The 18,259-nt window shown below is 69.5% G+C and carries 21 protein-coding genes; 9 read left to right on the top strand and 12 right to left on the bottom strand.

Features of this window, described 5'->3' with window-relative positions; all coding sequences use genetic code 11:
• Positions 1–15 precede the first annotated feature (15 nt).
• The 4 genes from ACFW9O_RS13605 to ACFW9O_RS13590 all read right to left on the bottom strand — a co-directional run bounded on the left by ACFW9O_RS13605 (position 16) and on the right by ACFW9O_RS13590 (position 4,582).
• Positions 16–432, bottom strand: coding sequence for a universal stress protein (locus ACFW9O_RS13605; RefSeq protein WP_384608644.1), 417 nt, complete (start codon positions 430–432; stop codon positions 16–18).
• Positions 432–1,928: an APC family permease gene (locus ACFW9O_RS13600; RefSeq protein WP_384608642.1), complete on the bottom strand. Its 1,497-nt coding sequence runs from the start codon at positions 1,926–1,928 to the stop codon at positions 432–434. Before ACFW9O_RS13600 ends, ACFW9O_RS13605 begins: the two co-directional genes overlap by 1 nt.
• A gap of 128 nt (positions 1,929–2,056) precedes the next feature.
• Positions 2,057–3,277 (bottom strand): saccharopine dehydrogenase family protein, encoded by a 1,221-nt coding sequence (locus ACFW9O_RS13595; protein WP_384608639.1) that lies wholly within the window; start codon positions 3,275–3,277, stop codon positions 2,057–2,059.
• A gap of 159 nt (positions 3,278–3,436) precedes the next feature.
• Entirely contained in the window at positions 3,437–4,582 is a 1,146-nt protein-coding gene (locus ACFW9O_RS13590; RefSeq protein WP_384608637.1) for a hypothetical protein, read from the bottom strand.
• A gap of 229 nt (positions 4,583–4,811) precedes the next feature.
• Here ACFW9O_RS13590 and ACFW9O_RS13585 point away from each other — a divergent pair, with 229 nt between their 5' ends.
• Positions 4,812–6,242, top strand: a complete 1,431-nt coding sequence (locus tag ACFW9O_RS13585; protein ID WP_384608634.1) for a hypothetical protein — start codon at positions 4,812–4,814, stop codon at positions 6,240–6,242.
• A gap of 17 nt (positions 6,243–6,259) precedes the next feature.
• Here ACFW9O_RS13585 and ACFW9O_RS13580 read toward each other — a convergent pair whose 3' ends face one another.
• Both ACFW9O_RS13580 and ACFW9O_RS13575 read right to left on the bottom strand, forming a co-directional pair.
• Positions 6,260–6,685 carry an SRPBCC family protein gene (locus ACFW9O_RS13580; protein WP_384608632.1) on the bottom strand — a complete coding sequence of 142 codons (426 nt, stop codon included), beginning with the start codon at positions 6,683–6,685 and terminating at the stop codon, positions 6,260–6,262.
• 31 nt (positions 6,686–6,716) lie between these two features.
• Positions 6,717–7,727: an aldo/keto reductase gene (locus ACFW9O_RS13575; RefSeq protein ID WP_384608629.1), complete on the bottom strand. Its 1,011-nt coding sequence runs from the start codon at positions 7,725–7,727 to the stop codon at positions 6,717–6,719.
• Positions 7,728–7,872: 145 nt separating this feature from the next.
• Here ACFW9O_RS13575 and ACFW9O_RS13570 point away from each other — a divergent pair, with 145 nt between their 5' ends.
• From ACFW9O_RS13570 to ACFW9O_RS13560, 3 genes are all read left to right on the top strand, one after another.
• Entirely contained in the window at positions 7,873–8,814 is a 942-nt protein-coding gene (locus tag ACFW9O_RS13570) for a LysR substrate-binding domain-containing protein (protein ID WP_384608626.1), read from the top strand.
• Positions 8,815–8,908: 94 nt separating this feature from the next.
• On the top strand, positions 8,909–9,538 hold the full coding sequence (locus tag ACFW9O_RS13565; RefSeq protein ID WP_384608623.1) for a dihydrofolate reductase family protein: 630 nt from the start codon (positions 8,909–8,911) through the stop codon (positions 9,536–9,538).
• Between the two features lie 29 nt (positions 9,539–9,567).
• The gene (locus ACFW9O_RS13560; RefSeq protein WP_384608621.1) at positions 9,568–10,062 is read left to right on the top strand and encodes a GNAT family N-acetyltransferase; all 495 of its coding nucleotides are present in this window, start codon (positions 9,568–9,570) and stop codon (positions 10,060–10,062) included.
• 62 nt (positions 10,063–10,124) lie between these two features.
• Here the strand turns inward: ACFW9O_RS13560 and ACFW9O_RS13555 are convergent, their stop codons facing one another.
• Entirely contained in the window at positions 10,125–10,946 is an 822-nt protein-coding gene (locus ACFW9O_RS13555; RefSeq protein ID WP_384608619.1) for a PepSY domain-containing protein, read from the bottom strand.
• Positions 10,947–11,119: 173 nt separating this feature from the next.
• Here ACFW9O_RS13555 and ACFW9O_RS13550 point away from each other — a divergent pair, with 173 nt between their 5' ends.
• Positions 11,120–12,733 (top strand): MFS transporter, encoded by a 1,614-nt coding sequence (locus ACFW9O_RS13550; RefSeq protein ID WP_384608617.1) that lies wholly within the window; start codon positions 11,120–11,122, stop codon positions 12,731–12,733.
• A gap of 99 nt (positions 12,734–12,832) precedes the next feature.
• On the opposite strand, the gene ACFW9O_RS13545 is transcribed toward ACFW9O_RS13550, so the two are convergent.
• Entirely contained in the window at positions 12,833–13,087 is a 255-nt protein-coding gene (locus ACFW9O_RS13545) for a DUF5133 domain-containing protein (protein ID WP_384608615.1), read from the bottom strand.
• A 274-nt stretch (positions 13,088–13,361) separates the two neighbouring features.
• On the opposite strand from ACFW9O_RS13545, the gene ACFW9O_RS13540 reads away from it, so the two are divergent.
• Entirely contained in the window at positions 13,362–13,610 is a 249-nt protein-coding gene (locus ACFW9O_RS13540) for a DUF6296 family protein (RefSeq protein WP_384608612.1), read from the top strand.
• Positions 13,611–13,868: 258 nt separating this feature from the next.
• On the top strand, positions 13,869–14,294 hold the full coding sequence (locus ACFW9O_RS13535; RefSeq protein ID WP_384608921.1) for a protein-tyrosine phosphatase family protein: 426 nt from the start codon (positions 13,869–13,871) through the stop codon (positions 14,292–14,294).
• Between the two features lie 10 nt (positions 14,295–14,304).
• Here the strand turns inward: ACFW9O_RS13535 and ACFW9O_RS13530 are convergent, their stop codons facing one another.
• Positions 14,305–14,592, bottom strand: coding sequence for a hypothetical protein (locus ACFW9O_RS13530; RefSeq protein ID WP_351168151.1), 288 nt, complete (start codon positions 14,590–14,592; stop codon positions 14,305–14,307).
• A 137-nt stretch (positions 14,593–14,729) separates the two neighbouring features.
• A complete protein-coding gene (locus ACFW9O_RS13525) occupies positions 14,730–15,161 on the bottom strand; it encodes a DUF2000 family protein (RefSeq protein ID WP_384608609.1) in 432 nt (143 codons plus the stop codon).
• Between the two features lie 87 nt (positions 15,162–15,248).
• Here ACFW9O_RS13525 and ACFW9O_RS13520 point away from each other — a divergent pair, with 87 nt between their 5' ends.
• Positions 15,249–16,100 carry an AraC family ligand binding domain-containing protein gene (locus ACFW9O_RS13520; RefSeq protein WP_384608607.1) on the top strand — a complete coding sequence of 284 codons (852 nt, stop codon included), beginning with the start codon at positions 15,249–15,251 and terminating at the stop codon, positions 16,098–16,100.
• Here ACFW9O_RS13520 and ACFW9O_RS13515 read toward each other — a convergent pair.
• Positions 16,061–16,570, bottom strand: a complete 510-nt coding sequence (locus tag ACFW9O_RS13515) for a DUF664 domain-containing protein (protein WP_384608604.1) — start codon at positions 16,568–16,570, stop codon at positions 16,061–16,063. The genes ACFW9O_RS13520 and ACFW9O_RS13515 overlap by 40 nt on opposite strands.
• Positions 16,571–16,684: 114 nt before the next feature.
• Here ACFW9O_RS13515 and ACFW9O_RS13510 point away from each other — a divergent pair, with 114 nt between their 5' ends.
• The gene (locus ACFW9O_RS13510) at positions 16,685–17,050 is read left to right on the top strand and encodes an iron chaperone (protein ID WP_384608601.1); all 366 of its coding nucleotides are present in this window, start codon (positions 16,685–16,687) and stop codon (positions 17,048–17,050) included.
• 40 nt (positions 17,051–17,090) lie between these two features.
• Here the strand turns inward: ACFW9O_RS13510 and ACFW9O_RS13505 are convergent, their stop codons facing one another.
• Complete coding sequence (locus ACFW9O_RS13505) at positions 17,091–18,098, bottom strand: alpha/beta fold hydrolase (RefSeq protein ID WP_384608598.1); 1,008 nt, start codon at positions 18,096–18,098, stop codon at positions 17,091–17,093.
• Positions 18,099–18,259 lie beyond the last annotated feature (161 nt).

Genomic DNA, 18,259 nt, shown 5'->3' with positions numbered 1-18,259 from the left:
CCCGCCGGCAGCAGCTCATACCTCGGTCGGCACGCAGAGCACCGGCACGGTCGACAGGTGCAGGAGCTTGTGCGGGGTCGAGCCGAGCAGAGCGCCTCGCATGGGGCTCTCGCCCCAGCTGCCCACGACGATGACCCGCGCCCCGTGGCGTGAGGCGGCATCGATCAGCGCCTGGGCGGGGTTCTTGTCGATGACCTCGACGGCCGCCGGCACGCCGGCCTCGTCGGCGGCCTCCATGGCATGCTCCAGGCCGGTTCGTCCCGCCTGGCGGATGGCTTCGTAGTGGGCCCTGTACTCCTCGCCGGGCGGGCCGGGAGGCGCGGCTCCGTAGACCAGGACGAGTCGCTCGTCGAACGCCGCGGCCACCTCGATCGCGATGCGCAGAGCGCGCGCGGCACCGGGTGACTCGTCGTACCCGAGGACCACCGACATCAGGACTCCTTACCGTGCACGAGGTCCGGGTCGACCACACTGCGCCGCTCGGTCCAGAAGGTGGCCGACCTGAGACGCCACACCACCATGATCACCACACCGATCACGCTGATGCCGATGCCGATGACGAGCGGTGGGCCGAGTCCCAACCACGAGGTTCCGGTGTAGGAGTTCTCCGGGTCCGCCATGTCCATCACCGACCGTACGAGCAGCCAGGTCAGCAGCCCTGCGCCGATCAGCGGGCCGAGGCCGATGAGGAGGAAGTTGCGGAGGCTCTCGGTCAGGTGGCGGCGGTAGTAGATCACACAGGCCACACCCGTGAGGGCGTAGTAGAAGGCGATCAGCAGCGACAGGGCCGTCAGGGAGTCGAAGAGGGCGTTCTCGCTGATCCGGTTGACGATGAGGTACCAGGCGATGGCGATGCCGGCCACCCACCAGGTGCTCACGTCGGGGGTGCGGAACCGGGGGTGGATACGCGCGAAGTGCGCCGGCAGCGCGTGGCGGCGGGCCATCGAGAGCGCTGTGCGCGACGCGGGGATGATGGTGGTCTGGGTCGATGCCAGTGCGGACGTGGCGACCGCGAGCAGGACGATCCAGTCCCAGCCGCCCATCACTTCGCCGGCGAGGAGGGCGAAGATGAACTCCTCCTCGTCCGCGTTGTCGGCGAGGTACGCCGTTCCGGCGAATCCGACGACCGCGAAGCCGACGGACAGGTAGGTCACCAGCAGAATGACGGTCGACCAGACGCCGGCCTTTCCCGGAGCGGTGGCGGAGTCCTCCACCTCCTCGGTGAGATTGACGGCCGACTCCCAGCCCCAGTAGATGAACACGCCCAGAAGCAGCCCACCCGTGAGCGCGGCGCCGCCGGCCCCGAAGGGGTTGAGCCACTCGGCCGAGGGTTTGATGGAGTCGAAATCGGTCGTACCCGCGTAGACGCGGTAGAGCGCAACGACCACGAAGACCAGCAGGAAGGCCACCTGCGCCAGGATCAGAACGTTCTGGACCTTGGCCGAGAGCTCCGTGCCGATGACACACAGACCCGTCATGACCAGGATCAGGAGCACGGTGAGGAGCTGGCGCACGAAATCGTTCTCGACCCAGCTGTCGAGGCCGAAGGCCATCAGGGCGAAGCTGACGGCGACGTCCGCCAGCGACCCGACCACCAGGACGCCCGTCATCGCGATGGCCCAGCCGCCGAGCCACCCGGTCCACGGCCCCATCGCACGGGTCACCCACGAGAACGTGGTGCCGCAGTCCTGGTCCACCTTGTTGAGGTAGTAGAACGCCGAAGCGATCAGCAGCATGGGCACGAACGAGGCGAAGAGCACTCCGGGGGCGTAGATCCCTACGAGTGCCACGATCGGTCCGATGACGGCCGCCACGGAGTAGGCCGGGGAGGTGGCGTTCAATCCGATGACCAGCGCGTCGACGAAGCCGATCGCGTTCGGCTTCAAGGTCGTCTGCGGTGCTGGTGGTCCGGCCGGTTCCTCTGCCATGCTCCCTCGCTCCGTAACGGCCTGAAGAGAAGGGCTAATAAGCCCCCTTCATGCTATTTGGCGGTCTTCGGGCGCGCCTCCCAGGCAGGGGCAGGACACCGCCGTACGGGGCACGGCGGGCGCAGCTGTCACTGTTCGCGCATGCGCCACGGTGCGCCGTACTCCGCCAGCAGGTCGAGGAACGGCCGGGGAGGCAGGGCCTCCGGGCCGAGCACTCCGCTTCCGTGCCAGGTGCCGCGCGCGATGAGCTCGAGGGCGGCGACGGGGTTGATGGCGGTCTGCCAGACCACGGCCTGGGAGCCGTACTCCCGCATGGACCACTGGTTGTCGACCACGTGGTAGAGGAAGACCTCTCTGGGCCGTCCGTCCTTGGTGCCCTTCACCCAGGTGCCCGCGCACGTCTTCCCGTGCATCCGCTCGCCGAGCCCGGCCGGGTCGGGAAGGCAGGCGGCGACGACATCGCGGGGCGACACCTGGACCTCGCCCTTGTCGCTGTTCACACGGACGGGCTCCGTACTGTCGAGGCCCAGTTTGTGGAGCGCGCGCAGCACCCCGATGAACTCGTCGCCAAGGCCGTACTTGAACGTGACCCGCCCTGCCTTCACGTGGCGGGGGATGAGGAGCACCTCCTCGTGCTCGACATTGACGCACTCGACCTCCCCGATGCCTTCGGGGAAGTCGAAGAGCTCCGGTTCGCTGAAGGGCGCGGTGGTGAACCAGCCGCGCCCCTCCTCGTACACGACCGGAGGGTTCAGGCACTCCTCGATCGTCGTCCAGATACTGAAGGAGGGGGCGAAGTCGTAGCCCTCCACGACCAGATCGGCGCCGTCGCGGATGCCGACCTCCTCGATCTCGTCGAAGAGTTCGTCGGAGGCGTACCGGGCGAACACATCCGAGAGACCGGGCTCCACGCCCATGCCCACCAGCGCGAGGCGGCCCGCCCCCTCCCACTCCGCGGCCCGTTCGAACTGGGCGTCACCGAGCTTGACTCCGCACTTCTCGTACGGGCGGTCAGGGTGCGGCCGGGAAAGGGACATCGCCATGTCGAGGTAGTTCGCGCCGTGTGCCAGCGCCGCTTCGAACAGGGGCAGCACGAATCGGGGGTCGGTGGCGTTGAGCAGCACATCGCAGCGGTTCTCACCGAGTGCGGCGCGCACCGCTGCGGGGTCCGAGGCGTCCAGCCGGACGGCGTTGAACCGGTGCCCGCTCTCCCCCAGGGCCGCGACGGCCTTTTCCGCACGCGCCAGGTCGTAGTCGGCGACTGTCATGTGCTCGAAGAAGGGCCGACGGGCCGCGATCCTGGTGATCGCGGTGCCCACGCCTCCTGCTCCGACCAAGAGGACACGCATGGGTGGACCACTCCTTCGCCGTGCTGCCGACAGCGGGGGCGCCCGTGCCGGTCCCGTGGGCGAGGACGCTAACAGCCGGGCGGCCCGGCGGCGGGGACCGTCGGGATCATGTCCCGCGTCCGGCGGTATCCGTGTCGGGCCGCACGGGGCGGCGCCGCGCTATGCCGGGCGCGCCCCGGTGGGAACCGGCGCCGTGGAGGCCGGGGAGGTCCGCACGGCCTTGCCGGGGCGCAGGGTCCACGGCACGGGCTCGGTGTTCGTCAGCCACTCCTCGGCGATCAGCCGCCGGACGATGAGGATCCGCAGATCACGTGACTGCTTCTTCCATCCCAGTCCCACGCACAGCTGTTTCACGGACGGACCGTGCCCGTGTTCCGCGCGGAAGGCGGCGGCGAACTCCGCGGCGCGGGGGCCGCAGTCGGGCTGGGAGTCCTTCCACACGCCGTAGGCCGTGTGCGCACTCGCCGGGATCTGGGCGGGAACGGCCTTGCGCATGAAGGCTTCCGCCACTCTCACGGTGGCCATGTGGCAGAGCGGACAGTGCTCGACGGCCTCGGCGTGCCGACGCAGTGCCACGCTCGCCTGCGCCTTCCACGCGTCCCAGCTCGGTGGTTCCTCGGCGGTCGTGTCATGAAGGCGCGGCGGCTCGGGCAGTGCGTGCATGCCGGAGAGGTGCCGTACGGCGTCGGCCAGCAGGTACCGGTCTCCTTCCAGCTCCAGCAGGAAACCCTTGGCGAGCAGTTCGGGCAGGGCCGCCCGGCTCGGACCGGGGAGGTCGGCCGGCAGGGTCGCACGGCGATCGGCCCGGCCGTGGGCTGCCAGGAACAGTGCGGCCAGGCGCGCGGCGGACGACGCCTTCCTGGCCGGCTTGGCGGCCAGGGTGCGGGTGGTCCACCCGGACACCCGGGACCTCTTGTCCTTGCCGAACACCAGCCGCCGGTCCGAGGTGTCGGCAAGGTCGGGCACGGCGACGGCCACGGGTGTGTCCGGGCTGCCTCCGATCAGATCGCCCCGCACCTGCCATCCCAGACCGGCCACGGCGGTGACGGCACTCTCCGCATCGCCCAGACGCAGGGACTTCAGGTCCTGCCCGGTGATGTTCCCGACTCCGCCCCGGGCGGCGCGGATCGCGACGACCACCGCGAGGAGCTGCGCGTCACTGCCGGCGAGCGGCAGCGAACCCACGTAGGTGAGGAGCCGACGGGCGGCCTCTCCCTGCACAGCTGTCAGCAGGAAGGGCTTCGGAGTGCTCGCCACCACCGGCGCGGCCGAGACGTGGGGCGAGCTGGAAGAGGACTTGGGCACGACATGTACAACGCGCGGGCAGCACCGAGGTCACCATCTCGTACGACTGTACGAGTCGGCGGACCGAGGCGCTGGATCGAAGCAGTGGCCGGAGCGCCGTCCCGAGAACGATATGAACGCAATTCCGCGACCCCTGGCCCCCTGACCTGGCGCGACTAGCATCAGCCGCCACGCAGCGGTGCGCCGAGCAGCCAGGAGGAAACACGTGGCCACGCTTTTGCCCTTTCGCATGAGGCCGGGTACGCGCGGACATCGGATCGCGGTGGTTGCGGGCGGCCTTGCGGCGATACTCGCGGCCGGCCTCATCGGCCCGCTTCAGCCCTCGGCAGCAGCCGGAACCCCGGGAGAGATCTCCTGTCCCGCCAACCTCACGGCGCGGGCGACGTGTTACTCGGGACAGGATTCCAACGGCGCCCACTACGCCGTCGCCATCCCCCGCCACTGGAACGGTTCGCTGGTCATGCACGCCCACGGCGGGCCCGACCTGGGCCGGCAGTCGGACCCGCAGCGCAGTCTCGACGACCTCCAACGCTGGTCTGTCATGGTCGACGAGGGCTACGCCTGGGCGGGGTCGTCGTACCGCCGCGGCGGGTACGGAACGAGGATGGCGGCCGCCGACACGGAGAATCTCCGCCGCCTGTTCGTGGCGAAGTTCCGGCGACCGCTGACCACGGTCGTGCACGGCCAGTCCTGGGGCGGGAACGTGGCCGCGAAGGTCGTCGAGATCTACGGGGCGGGCAAGGACTCCCCGTACGACGGCGCCCTCCTCACCAACGGGGTGCTCGGCGGTGGCTCACGGGGCTACGACTACAGGGTGGATCTCCGTGTCGTCTACCAGTACTACTGCCGGAACCACCCGCGCCCGACCGAACCGCGGTATCCCCTGTGGATGGGGCTGCGGGACGGTTCGGCCATGACGTCCTCGGGTCTGCGCGCACGGCTTCAGGAGTGCACCGGCTACGCCTCGCTGCCGGCGGACCGGACTCCTGTCCAGCAGCGCAATCTGGACGACATCCTGAGCGTCACGAAGATTCCCGAGCGGACTCTCGAGTCGCACCTGGGGTTCGCGACCTTCACCTTCAGGGACATCGTGCAACGCCTCGGCGGTCGTAACCCGTTCGGGAACCGGAGCGTGCGCTATCGCGGCTCCCACGACGACAGGGCGCTCAACGCGGGTGTCGAGCGCTTCTCGGCGGACCCGGCCGCCCGGCGCGACCTGTCCTACGACAGCGATGTGACCGGCGCGGTCTCCGTCCCCGTGCTGACGATGCACGCGATCGACGACCCCACCGCCTTCGTCGAGCACGAAGCGGCGTACCGCGCCGCTCTCGAAGGCGCGCACCGCGACCGCCATCTCGTCCAGACGTTCACTCAGGAGAGCGACCACAGCGGGCTCAGCACCTCTGAGTACGCCAACGCCGTCTCGGCGCTGTCCCGGTGGGTCCGTACGGGGAGTAGGCCCACGCCCGCCTCGGTCGCGGCGTCCTGCCCCTCCTTCGACGCGGTCTACGGCACCGGGTGCTTCCTGCGGCCCGGCTTCGTTCCCGCCGACTACTCGTCGCGTGTCCTTCCGCGGCCCGGCGGACAGCACTGGCCTGCGCTGTCCGCCGCAAGGGAGAGGGAGTGGAGCCGGGTGGAAGGCATCGGCATCGCACCCTGACAGCCCGGTCCGGGCTGTCAGGCGGCCGGTGCGGTGAGCGTCCGGTTCAGTGCGGCGAGGCCGTCCGTGTAGATCCCCTGGAACAGGGCGACGGCCTCGTCCTCACCGACGGCGTCCGGGGTGAAGACGCCGGACCATTCCACCCGGGCGGTGTCCTGTCCCGGAACGCCGTGGACGGTGAGGGTCGAGCGGTAGCCGGTCACGGGGAAGGGCGCCTGCAGGATGGAGTAGCTGTAGGTGCGGGCCGCTTCGTCGAAGGCTTCGAGCCGCTCGACGATGACGCCGCCGTCCTCGTTTCCGAGCGTGCGCACGCGTCCGCCCTCGCCGAGTTCACTGGAGGGGATGTAGGGCAGCCAGTCCGGCAGCGAGCCGAAGCCGCCGATGAGCCGCCAGACACGTTCGGGCGACACGGGAATCTCGATGGATGCGGTGGTGGTGGCCATGGGGAACTCCTGAAAGTCGGGACGTCGGGTCTCAGACGGTGGGTACGGGGGCGTCCTGCGCTATGAGCTCCTGCTCGCGCAGGTCCGCCCAGAACGCGGCCGGAACGGTCTCGCCGAGAGCGGCGACGTCCTCAGCCGTGCGGCTGGGCTTCGTCGCGCCGGGGATCGCGGCTGCGGTCGCGGGGTGTGCGAGGGAGAACTGCAGGGCGGCTGCCTTGACGCCGACCCCGTGGCGTTCGGCGACCGCCTTGATGCGCCCGACCTTCTCGACGATCTCCGCGGGCGCCTTCTGGTACTCGAAGTGCGCTCCTCCGGCGAGGATTCCCGAGCTGTACGGGCCGCCGACCACGATGTCGACGCTCTGGGCGGCCGCGGCGGGCAGCAGACGCTGCAGTGCACGCTCGTGGTCGAGGAGGGTGTAGCGGCCGGCGAGGAGGAAGGCGTCGGGCTTCGGCTCGTCCAGGTCGAGGGTGAGCTCCAGGGGCTCGACCCGGTTCACCCCCAGGCCCCAGGCCTTGATGACACCTTCGTCACGCAGTCGCTGCAAGACACGGAAGGCGCCGGTGCGGGCGGTTTCGTACGCGGCGAGCCACTCGTCCCCGTAGAAGTCCTGGGCCACGTCGTGCACCCACACGATGTCCAGTCGGTCGGTCCCGAGGCGCTCGAGGCTGTCCTCGATGGAGCGCAGGGTGGCGTCGGCGGTGTAGTCGTTGACCATCCTGTTCGGCCGGCCGTGCTCGAACAGGCCGCCCTTCTCGCCGAGGTCGCGTGCGGCGGGGTCCTCCGTCTCGTCGAGGACGACACGGCCGACCTTCGTGCTGAGGACGTACTCGTCGCGCGGGTGCCGGGCCAGTACGCCGCCGAGGCGGATCTCGGACAGACCCGCGCCGTAGAAGGGCGCGGTGTCGAAGTAGCGGATGCCCTGGTCCCAGGCGGCCTCGACGGTGGCTGCCGCCTCTTCCTCGGGGATGGCCCGGAACATGTTGCCGAGCGGTGCGGTACCGAAACCGAGCACGCCGGGCAGGAGGGTCTTGATCGTCATGGGGGTTCCTTGCGATGCCTAGGGTGATACATAGGGTTTTGCAAGCGAATGCGGTATGCATCCGTCTTGTGCTCTCGAGGTTAGGATCCAGGCATGAGACTGTCCAAGACTTACCTCGACTCACTTGAGTCCCCCGAGGTCCCACATGCTTGACCTGCGACTTCTTCACTACTTCGTGGCCGTCGCCGAGGAGGAACACGTCGGTCGCGCCGCCGAGCGGTTGCACATCTCCCAGTCGCCGCTCAGCCGCCAGATCGCGCAGCTGGAGAAGAATCTGGGCCTGATCCTCTTCGAGCGCAGTCAGCAGCGGATCCGCCTGACCTCCGACGGCCGTGTCTTCCTGACCGAGGCCCGCGCCCTGCTGCGTCACGCGGACCGGCTGGAGAACCTCGGCCGACGGCTCGGCCGGGGCGAGGAGGGCGGGCTGTGCATCGGCTACGTCGCCGACGCCATGCACACGGGCATCCTGCCCGCCGCTCTCCGGGCTCTGCGCGAGGAACGCCCCGGTATTCACGTCGCCCTGTACGACCAGGAGTCCGCCGAGCAGTTCGAGGGACTGCGGCAGCGCAGCCTCGACATCGCGCTGGTACGCACTCCCCCACCGGCGGACGACCCGGACCTGAGCGCCACCGCGCTGTTGCAGGATCCCCTGCTTCTCGCGCTTCCTGCGGATCATCTGCTGGCGGAGAAGGACGAGTTGACGCCCGAGGACCTGACCGGGCAGCCGTGGATCGCGGTGGGCGACGCCCAGGACGCGGCCTGGCGTGACTCGTTCCTCGCCTCGTGCGTCGCCTCCGGCTTCACTCCGGACATCCGCCTCGACGCTGCCGATCCGCTCACCGCACTGGGTCTGGTCGCGTCGAGCCTGGGCCTCGCGCTCGTACAGAAGAGCATGGTCCGCGGCAGTACCGACGGAGTCGTGGTGCGAGAACTCCTCTGGTACGAACGCTCCGTCGGCCTGTGGGCCGCGTGGCACCGGGTCGACCTCCGGCCCGTCGTCGCTTCGTTCCGCGAGACGGTTCTGGCCGGACAGCACGCGGCGCAGGGGCCGGGCGGCGCGGATGACGGCGGTGAGCCCGTGCGGTGAGCCCGTGCGATGAGTTCGCGGGCCCGGAGCGGTCTACCCAGGGGCGCAGCTCACCACGAAGGCGGCAGAAGGCCGCCACCAGGAGGACAGAACAGTGACCACAGGCAAGGTGACCTGCGAACTCTCGATCTCCGTCGACGGGTACTCGGCCGGGCTCGACCAGCGCGAGGAACGCCCGTTCGGCGACGACGCCGGCGACGGCTGGGGCGGCAGGCTGCACTCCTGGATGTTCGAAACCCCGGAGCAGCGGCAGGCCGAGCTGGAACAGCTGAAGGCGTACGGCGCCTTCATCATGGGGCGCAACATGTTCGGCCCCGTACGCGGCACCTGGGATCGACAGTGGAATGGCTGGTGGGGCGACAATCCGCCGTACCACACGCCGGTCTTCGTGCTGACCCACCACCCTCGCGACCCGCAGCCGATGGAGGGCGGCACCACCTTCCACTTCGTCACCGACGGCATCGAATCCGCACTGCGACAGGCCCGCGAGGCGGCCGGGGACCGCGACGTGTCGATCCACGGGGGCGCGACCACCGTCAACCAGTACCTCACCGCAGGCTTGATCGATGAACTGCGGCTTCACATCGTGCCGTTCACGCTCGGCGCCGGCACCCGGCTGTTCGACGGGGTGCCGTCGCTGAATCTTGAGCAGGTGGAGTCGCGAGCGGCGAACTCCGTCACGCACGTGACCTATCGCGTGCTGCCCCGAACCCCGGAACAGTGAGCGGGACGACGCCCCGATAACGTCCTCGCATGACTGTTCTTGAGCGTCTTCGTCCCGATCACGCGCCGGCGCTGCTCGCCTTCGAACGGGAGAACCGCACGTACTTCGCTGCCTCGATCCCGGACCGCGGCGACGACTACTTCGCCGGGTTCGGCACACGCCACCGCGAACTGCTGGTCGAACAGGCAGCGGGACTGCACCACTTCCACATCATTGCCGACGGCGAGGGCGCCGTCCTCGGCCGTGTCAATCTCGTCGGTGTCGCGGACGGTTCGGCCGAACTCGGGTACCGGATCGCCGAGCGGGCAGCCGGACAGGGCCTGGCCACCTCCGCCGTCCGGCAGGTGTGCGCGCTGGCTCTCGCCGAGTACGGCCTGAGTGTTCTGCGGGCTGAGACGACACTGGACAACGCCGGGTCGCAGGCCGTGCTGGCCCGCAACGGATTCGTCCGCGCCGGTGAGGTCACGCTGAGCGGACGCCCCGGGCTGAGTTTCACCCGGATTCTGGCCGACCGTCCTTTCTGAGAACACATCGGTGGCGGACCGCTGTGCGGTCCGCCACCGATGCGGGTCGGGCTGTGTCGTGATCAGTCGTTGTCGACTTCCTCGTCGGTGATCTTGCCGGTCGCGGCGTCCACGTCGAAGACGGTCCTCTTCCAGTCCTCGGTGACCACATCGACCTTCCAGACGAGCGTCTGGCTGTCGTTCTCCTCCAGGTTGAGCGAGGTGACCGTGCCCTTCTGCTTGTCCGTGGCCACCTTGGCCGCCTGCTGCCAGGTCTGCTGAGCGTTGGCGACCCAGTCGGCCAGCTCCTTCTTCTCGGCGTCGCTCTGCTCGGCCTCGGTGACGGAGTCGATCACGTCTCCGGACACCGCGTCGATGCTCACCGTGTGCGCGGTCCCGTCCTCCTCGACGACTTCCGCGATCCACTTCGGACCCGTGGAACTGCCGCTCGGGCTCGGGCTGCCCGTGGGGCTGGGGCTGCCTGTCGGGCTGGGGCTCGGGCTGCCGTCGGGGCTCGCGCTCGCGGTGGGGCTGGCGCTCTCTTCGTCGTCGTCGTCCAGACCCTCGAGGTCGAGGTCGGTGAGCTTGCCGCCGGAAACCTCACCCACGGCCGTCGTGGCGGCCTTGTCGTAGGTGACCTTGACGGTCGAGAGAAGTTCCTTGCGCTCGGTCTGGTCCTCGGTCAGCTGCGCGGCCGTACCGGAGGGGCTCTCGTACGGGGTGGTCGTCTGCTGAGGAATGACCTTGGCAGCCTCTGAGGTCGCCGCGGCTGTTTCGTCACCGTTGTCCTGGCCGCATCCCGTCACCATGGCGGCGGATGCAAGGACGGCGCACAGCGCGCCGACGACACGGAGCCGGCGGGTACGCGTGGAAACGGTCTTGTTACGTCGGGGCTCAAATCTCATACCGCATGACTAGCCGCCCCGGCGATCGGTCATGTTGTCCGACAGTCGGCTGTCACCCGATCGCCTGTGCGCCTCCGCCCATTCGCCGTGGTCGTGGTGGCACCCCGTCCCGGGACCCGTCCCGCGGGCCACGCGGAATGCGCCGATGATCCTTCGCAAGCAGAATTCCGCGTATGACCACACCTCGCCCGGGGGACGCGACCGATCCGGATCCCGCAGTACCGGGGAGCGCGCCGCCCAACCAGGCGCTGACCCTGACTGCGATGCTCTTCGCCGTCTCGATGACGTTCATCGACCAGACCATCGTCTCCATCGCGGCCCCCGACATCGTCCATGAACTCGGGCTGTCGGCCTCCGGGATGCAGTGGGTCGTCAACGCGTACCTGCTGTCCCTGGCCGCGTTCTTCGCCCTCGGCGGAAGGCTCGCGGATGTCCTCGGGCACCGCCGGGTCATGCTGGCGGGCACGCTCGTCTTCGTGATCTCCTCCGCACTGTGCGGAGCGGTGCCCACCGGAGACCTCGCCCAGACATGGCTCATCGTCTTCCGCGCCACGCAGGGCTTCGGGGCGGCGCTGATGTTCCCCGCCGCTCTCGCCGTCGTCATCACGGTGTTCCCGGTGGAACGGCGCGGCCGGGCTCTGGCCCTGTTCTTCGGCCTCTCCGGGGCACTCACGGCCGTCGGCCCGATCCTGGGCGGCTGGCTGACCTCCTGGACCTGGCGTTCGATCTTCTGGATCAACGTGCCGGTCGCTGTGATCGCCATCGTGCTGACGCTCCTGGCCCGCATTCCGAACCGGTCGCGTCGCGAACCCGTCGACGTGCCGGGGGCCGTCCTGATGGCAGCCGGTATGGGCCTGACGGTGCTCGGCTTCCAGCAGGCGGCCGGCTGGGGCTGGAGCAGCGCCGCGACGTGGGCGTGCATCGTCGGCGGCCTGCTGATGCTCGCGCTGTTCTGCCGACTGGAACTGCGTACGCGGTACCCGCTCGTCAGGCTCCAGGTCTTCCGCGACCGTGCGTTCGCCGTGGATGCCGCGGTGCTGTTCTTCTCCATGCTGGCCTTCGTCCCGGTGTTCTTCTTCGCGTCCGTCTACGCACAGGTCTCGCTCAGCGCGTCACCCAATCAGGCGGCTCTCTACCTTCTGTATTTCTTCATCGGCTTCGGCATCGCGTCTCAGTGGGGCGGGCGCATCCTCGACCGCCGCGGTGCCCGGCCGGCGCTGAAACTCGGCACAGCGCTGGGTGCCGTCGGTTTCGCCCTCTGGGCCGGGAAGCTGACCACGCTGTCGATGCACGACCAGTGGCCGTACGCGGCCATGGCCGGCGCGGGCATCGGCCTTCTGCTGTCACCCGCCTCGACCGACGCGGTCAACCGCGCGATCGGTGCCTCGTACGGCGAGGTCACCGGGATCACGCAGACGGTCCGGAACTTCGCGGCGAGCGTCGGCCTGGCCGTGTTCGGCACGGTCCTCACCCATGTCACCACCAACCGCGTGCATACGACGCTGCGCTCCGCAGGGCTGTCGGACGCGGCGGCACAGGACGCCGCCAGCAGCGTCGCCGAGGCCGTCACGGGCAACGGCGACGCGCGGCAGCCCTCCGGCGAGGGAAAGGTCGCCGAGGTGATGCGGGACTCCATGGACGCCATCCGCATGGACTTCGCACAGGCCAATCAGTGGGTGTTCTACTGCATGGCCGGCGCCTTGGCCGTCGCGTTCGTGTGTGCGCTCTGCCACCCGGGCACACGGGTCGTGACCGGGTCCGAGAAGCCCGCCGACCAGGGCGCGTGAAGGACTCCGCACGGCCGAACGGCGCGGAGCACGGCAGAACGCAGCGGATGACGCCGGTTCACGGGAACCGGCGTCATCCGTGCGGACTCTGTACAGGCGTCAGGCGGTCAGCTGTACCTCGGACGGTTCCGTTGCCGAGAGCACCGATGCCGCGGACGGGACGGCACGCAACTGGGCCTCCGCCGCGGTCAGGGCGTCCGTAACGGTCCGGGTTCCGGTGGTGACGCAGAGGGTGTAGGAGATGTCCTCGAGATGGCGGCTGCTCTCGGAAGTCCCCAGCCGTGCGTGGGCGCGTCGCAGTGTCTCGTAGCGCTTGACGAGATTCCGCAGCGTTGCGGGATTGGCCATCAGCACGGCAGTTCCTCTCCACAGGGCGGCCGGGAGCGCATGGCCCCGCGCCGACGAAATCCGATCGCGCCGGCGGAACGCCTGGCGATACGGGCGGCCGTGCGAAGTGTCAGCACGCATCCGATCCCTTGCAGATGATGGTCACCCCCGCTCACCGAATCCGCATCCGGAATAACGGAGGGTCATCCGCGGCCGACTCCTGAAGCGCCGGGCGCGCGGGTGGGAAACAATGGAGGTGACAGGTGGCCGGCCTCTGCCGGCGCCCGGTCGGGAGGCACTCATGGATTACCCGGAGAGTTACGAGCTGATATTCCAGGCGGCCGGTGCCACGGACGATGTGGTCGTCGTCCGCCTCACGGCCCGGTCGGGAGCGGGCGGTTACCCGGTCTACGAGGACGACTCGGGAATCGTGCGTGCAGAGATCAGCGAGCGGGGCGAGGTCCGCATGGTGGCGAGCGGCGGGCATCAGGTTCTCGGAGTACCTCTGCTCGCGCGACCCCTGACGCACGGGGCCGGTCGCACCGGCTGAGCACCCCTCCCCCGCTTGCGGCCGGGAAGCGTCATGCCCGCCCCGGCCGATGTCGATCTGTCCGCGGTCGTCACGACCGCGGACATCCCCGTGGGTCTCGCTACGTCCGAACCGGCCATGCGATCCTCCACCGGCGGCCCGGCACGGCGATACGCTTGCCGCCGACCGCCGCCGGTGCGGTGGCACAGGACGCCGTCAAGGGGAACTGGCTGCCCTGCCGGCGAACGACCTCGACGCGAAGGCCTGATCGTGACGGAGATGTGGGATCCGGAAGGAGCGGGCGTGATCGCCCTCCCCTCGGGGCGGCTGGTCCGCGGCCGCGGGCTGCGGCGCCCGCTTCCCGAGGGCCTCGAACCCACCTTCGCGGTGCATCTGCTCGGAAAGCGACCGTCTCCGGAGGCCTGGGAGTCGCGGTGGCTGCACTGGCCCGATTTCCGGCTTCCCGCGGACCGGGAGGAAGCGCGGAGCGTGCTCGCCGAAGCGTGGCAGCGCGCGGCTGCGGAACGGGTCGAGGTCGCCTGCGGAGGTGGCCGTGGACGGACCGGTACCGCGCTTGCCTGTCTGGCGGTCCTCGACGGAGTGCCGGCGGACGAGGCTGTCGCCTTCGTCCGCCGGCACTATCACCCGGGGGCTGTGGAGACTCCCTGGCAGCGGCGGTTCGTACGACGCTTCGGGGAGCGGTGAGCGGCGCGGATCACTCCACGGCGTGCGAGACCGGAACCGTCGCTCCGTCCCCGGCGCGTACCGCCTCGACGATCTGCTGATGGAAGTAACGGCTGGCTTCTTCGGAGGGGCACGGCACAGGACTGCCAACCAGCGTGAACCAGTCCGAGGCACCGCTGTACTGCACGGCCACCTCTGCCTGCCCGTCGGACCATGTCGTGTGTACGGTCAGATCACCGCTCACGACGCCTACCTCTTCGGTGCGAACTCCGCCGGATCCCGCGAAGACACCGCAGGTAGTCCACGATGCCCAGTTCATGACGCGTCGCCTTTCGGGACAGTGACAAGCCTGTCTAGCGGACTGATTTCGAGTATGACACCGCCGCCCGCCAATCGCACAGGTGTACCAGTGCGTATCCGTTCGGTGACCGTGGGGTGCCCCGGACGCGGGGTCGTTCAGGAGTGCATCGAGGCACCCTTGAGGATCTTGTCCACCGCGTTGCGCGGCCCGTGGACAGCCAGTCCCACGAGGCCCATCGCAGCCCGCTCCACGGCCCGGACGGCGGCCCGATTGGCCTCGTCGTGGCCGGTCGCGAAGAGGTCGGACGTGAACACGGCCATCGTCACGCCCCGTCCGACCGCCCGGGTGTGCGCCGTCGTCATCAACTCCTTCGAACCGGCGAAGACGAGGACGGGCTGCCGGAACATGGGCAGGTACTCAGTGCCGTCGGCGTCGGCGTACGGTTCGCCGATCACCTCCGGCACCCGCGTACCCAGGCCACTGACGAGGAACGCCGTGACGTTGAGGCGCTGCCAGGTCTGCAGGTCGTCACGGAGCAGGACGGCGATCTTGGTGTCGAAGCGTACGGGGGCGCTGTCATCGGTCATGCCGAGAAGCCTGCCGAGCCCGGCCGCTGCCGTCTTGTACGAACTTTGCACGGCCCGCGGGCCGGACCGGGCTTGTACGCTCTCCCCATGGCTGCCCCTCCGGACATCACCGCTTGGCGGCCGCGCGTCGAGGGAATCGACGAGGTCTTCCATGCCCGCTTCGCCGATCACGCCTACCCCATGCACACGCACGACGCGTGGACGCTGCTCATCGTCGACGAAGGCATGGTCCGCTACGACCTGGAGCGCCACGAACACGGGGCGCGCAGCTCGGTGGTGACGCTGCTGCCTCCGCACGTCCCGCACAACGGTGGCGCCGCGACCCCCGCAGGATTCCGCAAGCGCGTCCTCTACCTCAACACCGCGCAGATCGAAGCCGGCCTCGTCGGCCGGGCCGTCGACCGCCCCGTGCTGCACGATCCGTCGCTGCGGCGCCGCATCCACCAGCTGCACCTCACGCTCGAACGGCCAGGCGACGAGCTGGAGGCGCAGAGCCGTCTCGCTCTCGTCTCCGAACGCCTGGCCCAGCACCTGCGCGGACAGCTCGGCGCTCCCCCGTCACCGCACGACCGCCGGGTGGCGCACGAGCTTCGCGATCTGCTCGACGCGCGCTTCGTGGAGGGCGTGACGCTGCGGGAGGCGGCGGAGCTGCTGCACGCCCACCACACCCATCTGGTGAGGGCGTTCAGCAAGGAGTTCGCCATGGCTCCGCACCAGTATCTGACGGGGCGCCGCGTGGACCTGGCCCGGCGCCTGCTGCTCGGAGGGATGCGTGCGCCCGACGTGGCCACGTCGGTGGGCTTCTACGATCAGTCCCATTTCTCCCGGCACTTCAAGCGCGTCGTCGGCACGAGTCCGGGGCGCTACGCGCGCACTGCGGCCGCGGTCGGCGCAATGCCCTACCCGCGCTCCAGCGAGCCGCGTACGAACGCCGCCTGACCTGCGTGCTGCAGATCGTCCGAGACGACGCTGACCAGCCGCACGCCGAGGGTCACCGGCGGCGACCAGGACTCGTCCACCACGCGGTCCAGGGCCTGGTCGCCGAGACCGCGGACGAAGGCCAGAGTCTGCTCGTGCACGGCGTCGTAGTAGCCCAGGAGCAGATCCGCCGAAGCCACCTGTACGGAGGCCACCTGCGCGCTGGTGTGGCCGTACCCGGTCGCCCCCTTGGCGAAGGGCAGCTCGAAGCGGGAGGCCCAGTCCTCGGAGAACCAGACCTGCTCGGTCCCTGCGGCGTCGGCGACGTGGTCGTCCTGGATGCGCGTGAGGTGCCACACGAGCCAGGCGATCGAATTCGCGTCCTCGTCCAGCCGGGCGTTGAGATCGTCGGGAGAGAGACCTTCGACCGCGGCGTGCACCGTTTCATGGATGCGCTCGAACGCATCGGCGAGAATGCCTGCACTGTTCATATGACCACCATGGCCGGTGTGTCTGCGGGGCCCGGACTTCGACACGCGGCCCGAGCCCGTGGGACGGCCTCACCAGCTCCGCGGGATGAGCCGGGACGGATCTAGCATGTCCGTATGGCACAGAGCGACGCGGTGGATGTGGATCAGTACCTGGCCGAGCTCCAGCCGGAGCGCCGGGCGGCCCTGACCCGGCTGCGCGAGCTGTGCCGGGACGAACTCACGGGGTTCACCGAAGTGATGGCGTACGGCATGCCGGGCTACGAACGGAACGGAACCCTCGAGATCTCCTTCGCGAGCCAGAAGCAGTACATCTCCTTCTACCTGCTGCGCGGCGATGTCCGCGAGGCGTTCGAGGCCCGGCTCGCGGACCAGGACATGGGCAAGGGATGTCTTCGCTTCCGCAAGCCGGAGCGCGTCGACTTCGACCTTGTACGGGATCTGCTCACGGCCACCGCGGCGGCGCCCGGCCCGGTCTGCTGAAGCTCCCCCGCAGCCGCCGGGCGGGCCGCTCCGTCGTCCGTCAGGTGTGGACGGTGTCCAGCCACTGCGTCAGCAGGGTGCTGACCTCGGTGGCGCGTTCCTGCTGGATCCAGTGTCCGCACCCTTCCAGGATGTGCGAGGAGACCAGGCCCGGAAGCGTGGTGGGGTATTCCCCGATGGCCTCGGCCATCCACGTGGTGGAGGCGTCGAGGGCTCCGCCGATGAAGAGCGAGGGCTGGGTGAGCCGTGCTCCGTCCCAGGCCGCCAGGTCCTCCCAGTCGCGGTCGACGTTCCGGTAGCGGTTGAGTGCCCCGGTCAGGCCGGTCCTCTCGAATTCGCCGCTGTACACGTCGAGGTCGGCCTCCGTGAGCCACGACGGCAGCCGGTCGGCCGGGAAGCGGTCGCGCAGGTGTGCGCCCGGGGGCACGAAGAAGACGCTGTCCCTGCCGGGCGGTGGCATCGTGTCCGCCGAGAGTGCGGCGTAGAACCCGGCGAGCCACCCCCGTACGTCGGGCTCGATCTCCGCCTCGGCGCGGCCGGGCTCCTGGAAGTAGCTGACGTAGAACTCGTCGTCGCCACCGATGTGGGCGAAACCCTCGGTGGGCCGCACTCCGCCCCGCGGTGCGTAGGGGACGCTGAGCAGTCCCGCCGCGGTGAACACGTCGGGGCGCAGCAGGGCGCTGTTCGCTGCGATGGGCGAGCCCCAGTCGTGGCCGATGACCGTGGCCGTCCTCTCACCCAGCGCGTGTACGACTCCGACGTTGTCGCCGACGTGGGCCGTCATCCGGTAGGCGTCCACGGGCGCGGGGGCCGACGAGCGCCCGTAGCCGCGTACGTCGATGGCGACCGCGCGATAGCCCGCCGCGGCGATGGCCGGCAGTTGGTGGCGCCAGGAGTACGAGGTCTCCGGGAAGCCGTGGACCAGGAGGACGAGGGGTCCGGCGCCCTGTTCGATCAGATGGATCCGTCCGTCGGGGACGTCCACCAGCCGGTGGACCGCCCCGGGAACGGACCCGGAGTGCTCGGGTGATCCGGCGGGCTGCGGCATGTTTCCTCCTGTGGATCCCGGTGTCGTCCTGCGTCACGATCATTCGGCGCAGCCCGCACGTCGGGCAAGAGATCTTGCTGTTACGGCAAACCTGCGGCGCTCGGCTCACGGGAACGGACGCGCTGCGGGCCTCGGCGGTGTCCGGGCCATGCCATGCCGCC

It is taken from the genome of Streptomyces sp. NPDC059499 (assembly GCF_042749285.1).
GTDB lineage: Bacteria > Actinomycetota > Actinomycetes > Streptomycetales > Streptomycetaceae > Streptomyces.
The sequence above is the reverse complement of the archived record's forward strand: the minus strand, read 5'-3'. Positions and strand labels throughout refer to the sequence as shown.

What these genes read in the sequence shown, in the direction of transcription:
- ACFW9O_RS13605 (WP_384608644.1), bottom strand. Translation starts at nt 432, where the DNA reads ATGTCGGTGGTCCTCGGGTACGACGAGTCACCCGGTGCCGCGCGCGCT.
- ACFW9O_RS13600 (WP_384608642.1), bottom strand. Translation starts at nt 1,928, where the DNA reads ATGGCAGAGGAACCGGCCGGACCACCAGCACCGCAGACGACCTTGAAG.
- ACFW9O_RS13595 (WP_384608639.1), bottom strand. Translation starts at nt 3,277, where the DNA reads ATGCGTGTCCTCTTGGTCGGAGCAGGAGGCGTGGGCACCGCGATCACC.
- ACFW9O_RS13585 (WP_384608634.1), top strand. Translation starts at nt 4,812, where the DNA reads ATGAGGCCGGGTACGCGCGGACATCGGATCGCGGTGGTTGCGGGCGGC.
- ACFW9O_RS13580 (WP_384608632.1), bottom strand. Translation starts at nt 6,685, where the DNA reads ATGGCCACCACCACCGCATCCATCGAGATTCCCGTGTCGCCCGAACGT.
- ACFW9O_RS13575 (WP_384608629.1), bottom strand. Translation starts at nt 7,727, where the DNA reads ATGACGATCAAGACCCTCCTGCCCGGCGTGCTCGGTTTCGGTACCGCA.
- ACFW9O_RS13570 (WP_384608626.1), top strand. Translation starts at nt 7,873, where the DNA reads ATGCTTGACCTGCGACTTCTTCACTACTTCGTGGCCGTCGCCGAGGAG.
- ACFW9O_RS13560 (WP_384608621.1), top strand. Translation starts at nt 9,568, where the DNA reads ATGACTGTTCTTGAGCGTCTTCGTCCCGATCACGCGCCGGCGCTGCTC.
- ACFW9O_RS13555 (WP_384608619.1), bottom strand. Translation starts at nt 10,946, where the DNA reads ATGAGATTTGAGCCCCGACGTAACAAGACCGTTTCCACGCGTACCCGC.
- ACFW9O_RS13550 (WP_384608617.1), top strand. Translation starts at nt 11,120, where the DNA reads ATGACCACACCTCGCCCGGGGGACGCGACCGATCCGGATCCCGCAGTA.
- ACFW9O_RS13540 (WP_384608612.1), top strand. Translation starts at nt 13,362, where the DNA reads ATGGATTACCCGGAGAGTTACGAGCTGATATTCCAGGCGGCCGGTGCC.
- ACFW9O_RS13535 (WP_384608921.1), top strand. Translation starts at nt 13,869, where the DNA reads ATGTGGGATCCGGAAGGAGCGGGCGTGATCGCCCTCCCCTCGGGGCGG.
- ACFW9O_RS13530 (WP_351168151.1), bottom strand. Translation starts at nt 14,592, where the DNA reads ATGAACTGGGCATCGTGGACTACCTGCGGTGTCTTCGCGGGATCCGGC.
- ACFW9O_RS13525 (WP_384608609.1), bottom strand. Translation starts at nt 15,161, where the DNA reads ATGACCGATGACAGCGCCCCCGTACGCTTCGACACCAAGATCGCCGTC.
- ACFW9O_RS13520 (WP_384608607.1), top strand. Translation starts at nt 15,249, where the DNA reads ATGGCTGCCCCTCCGGACATCACCGCTTGGCGGCCGCGCGTCGAGGGA.
- ACFW9O_RS13515 (WP_384608604.1), bottom strand. Translation starts at nt 16,570, where the DNA reads ATGAACAGTGCAGGCATTCTCGCCGATGCGTTCGAGCGCATCCATGAA.
- ACFW9O_RS13510 (WP_384608601.1), top strand. Translation starts at nt 16,685, where the DNA reads ATGGCACAGAGCGACGCGGTGGATGTGGATCAGTACCTGGCCGAGCTC.
- ACFW9O_RS13505 (WP_384608598.1), bottom strand. Translation starts at nt 18,098, where the DNA reads ATGCCGCAGCCCGCCGGATCACCCGAGCACTCCGGGTCCGTTCCCGGG.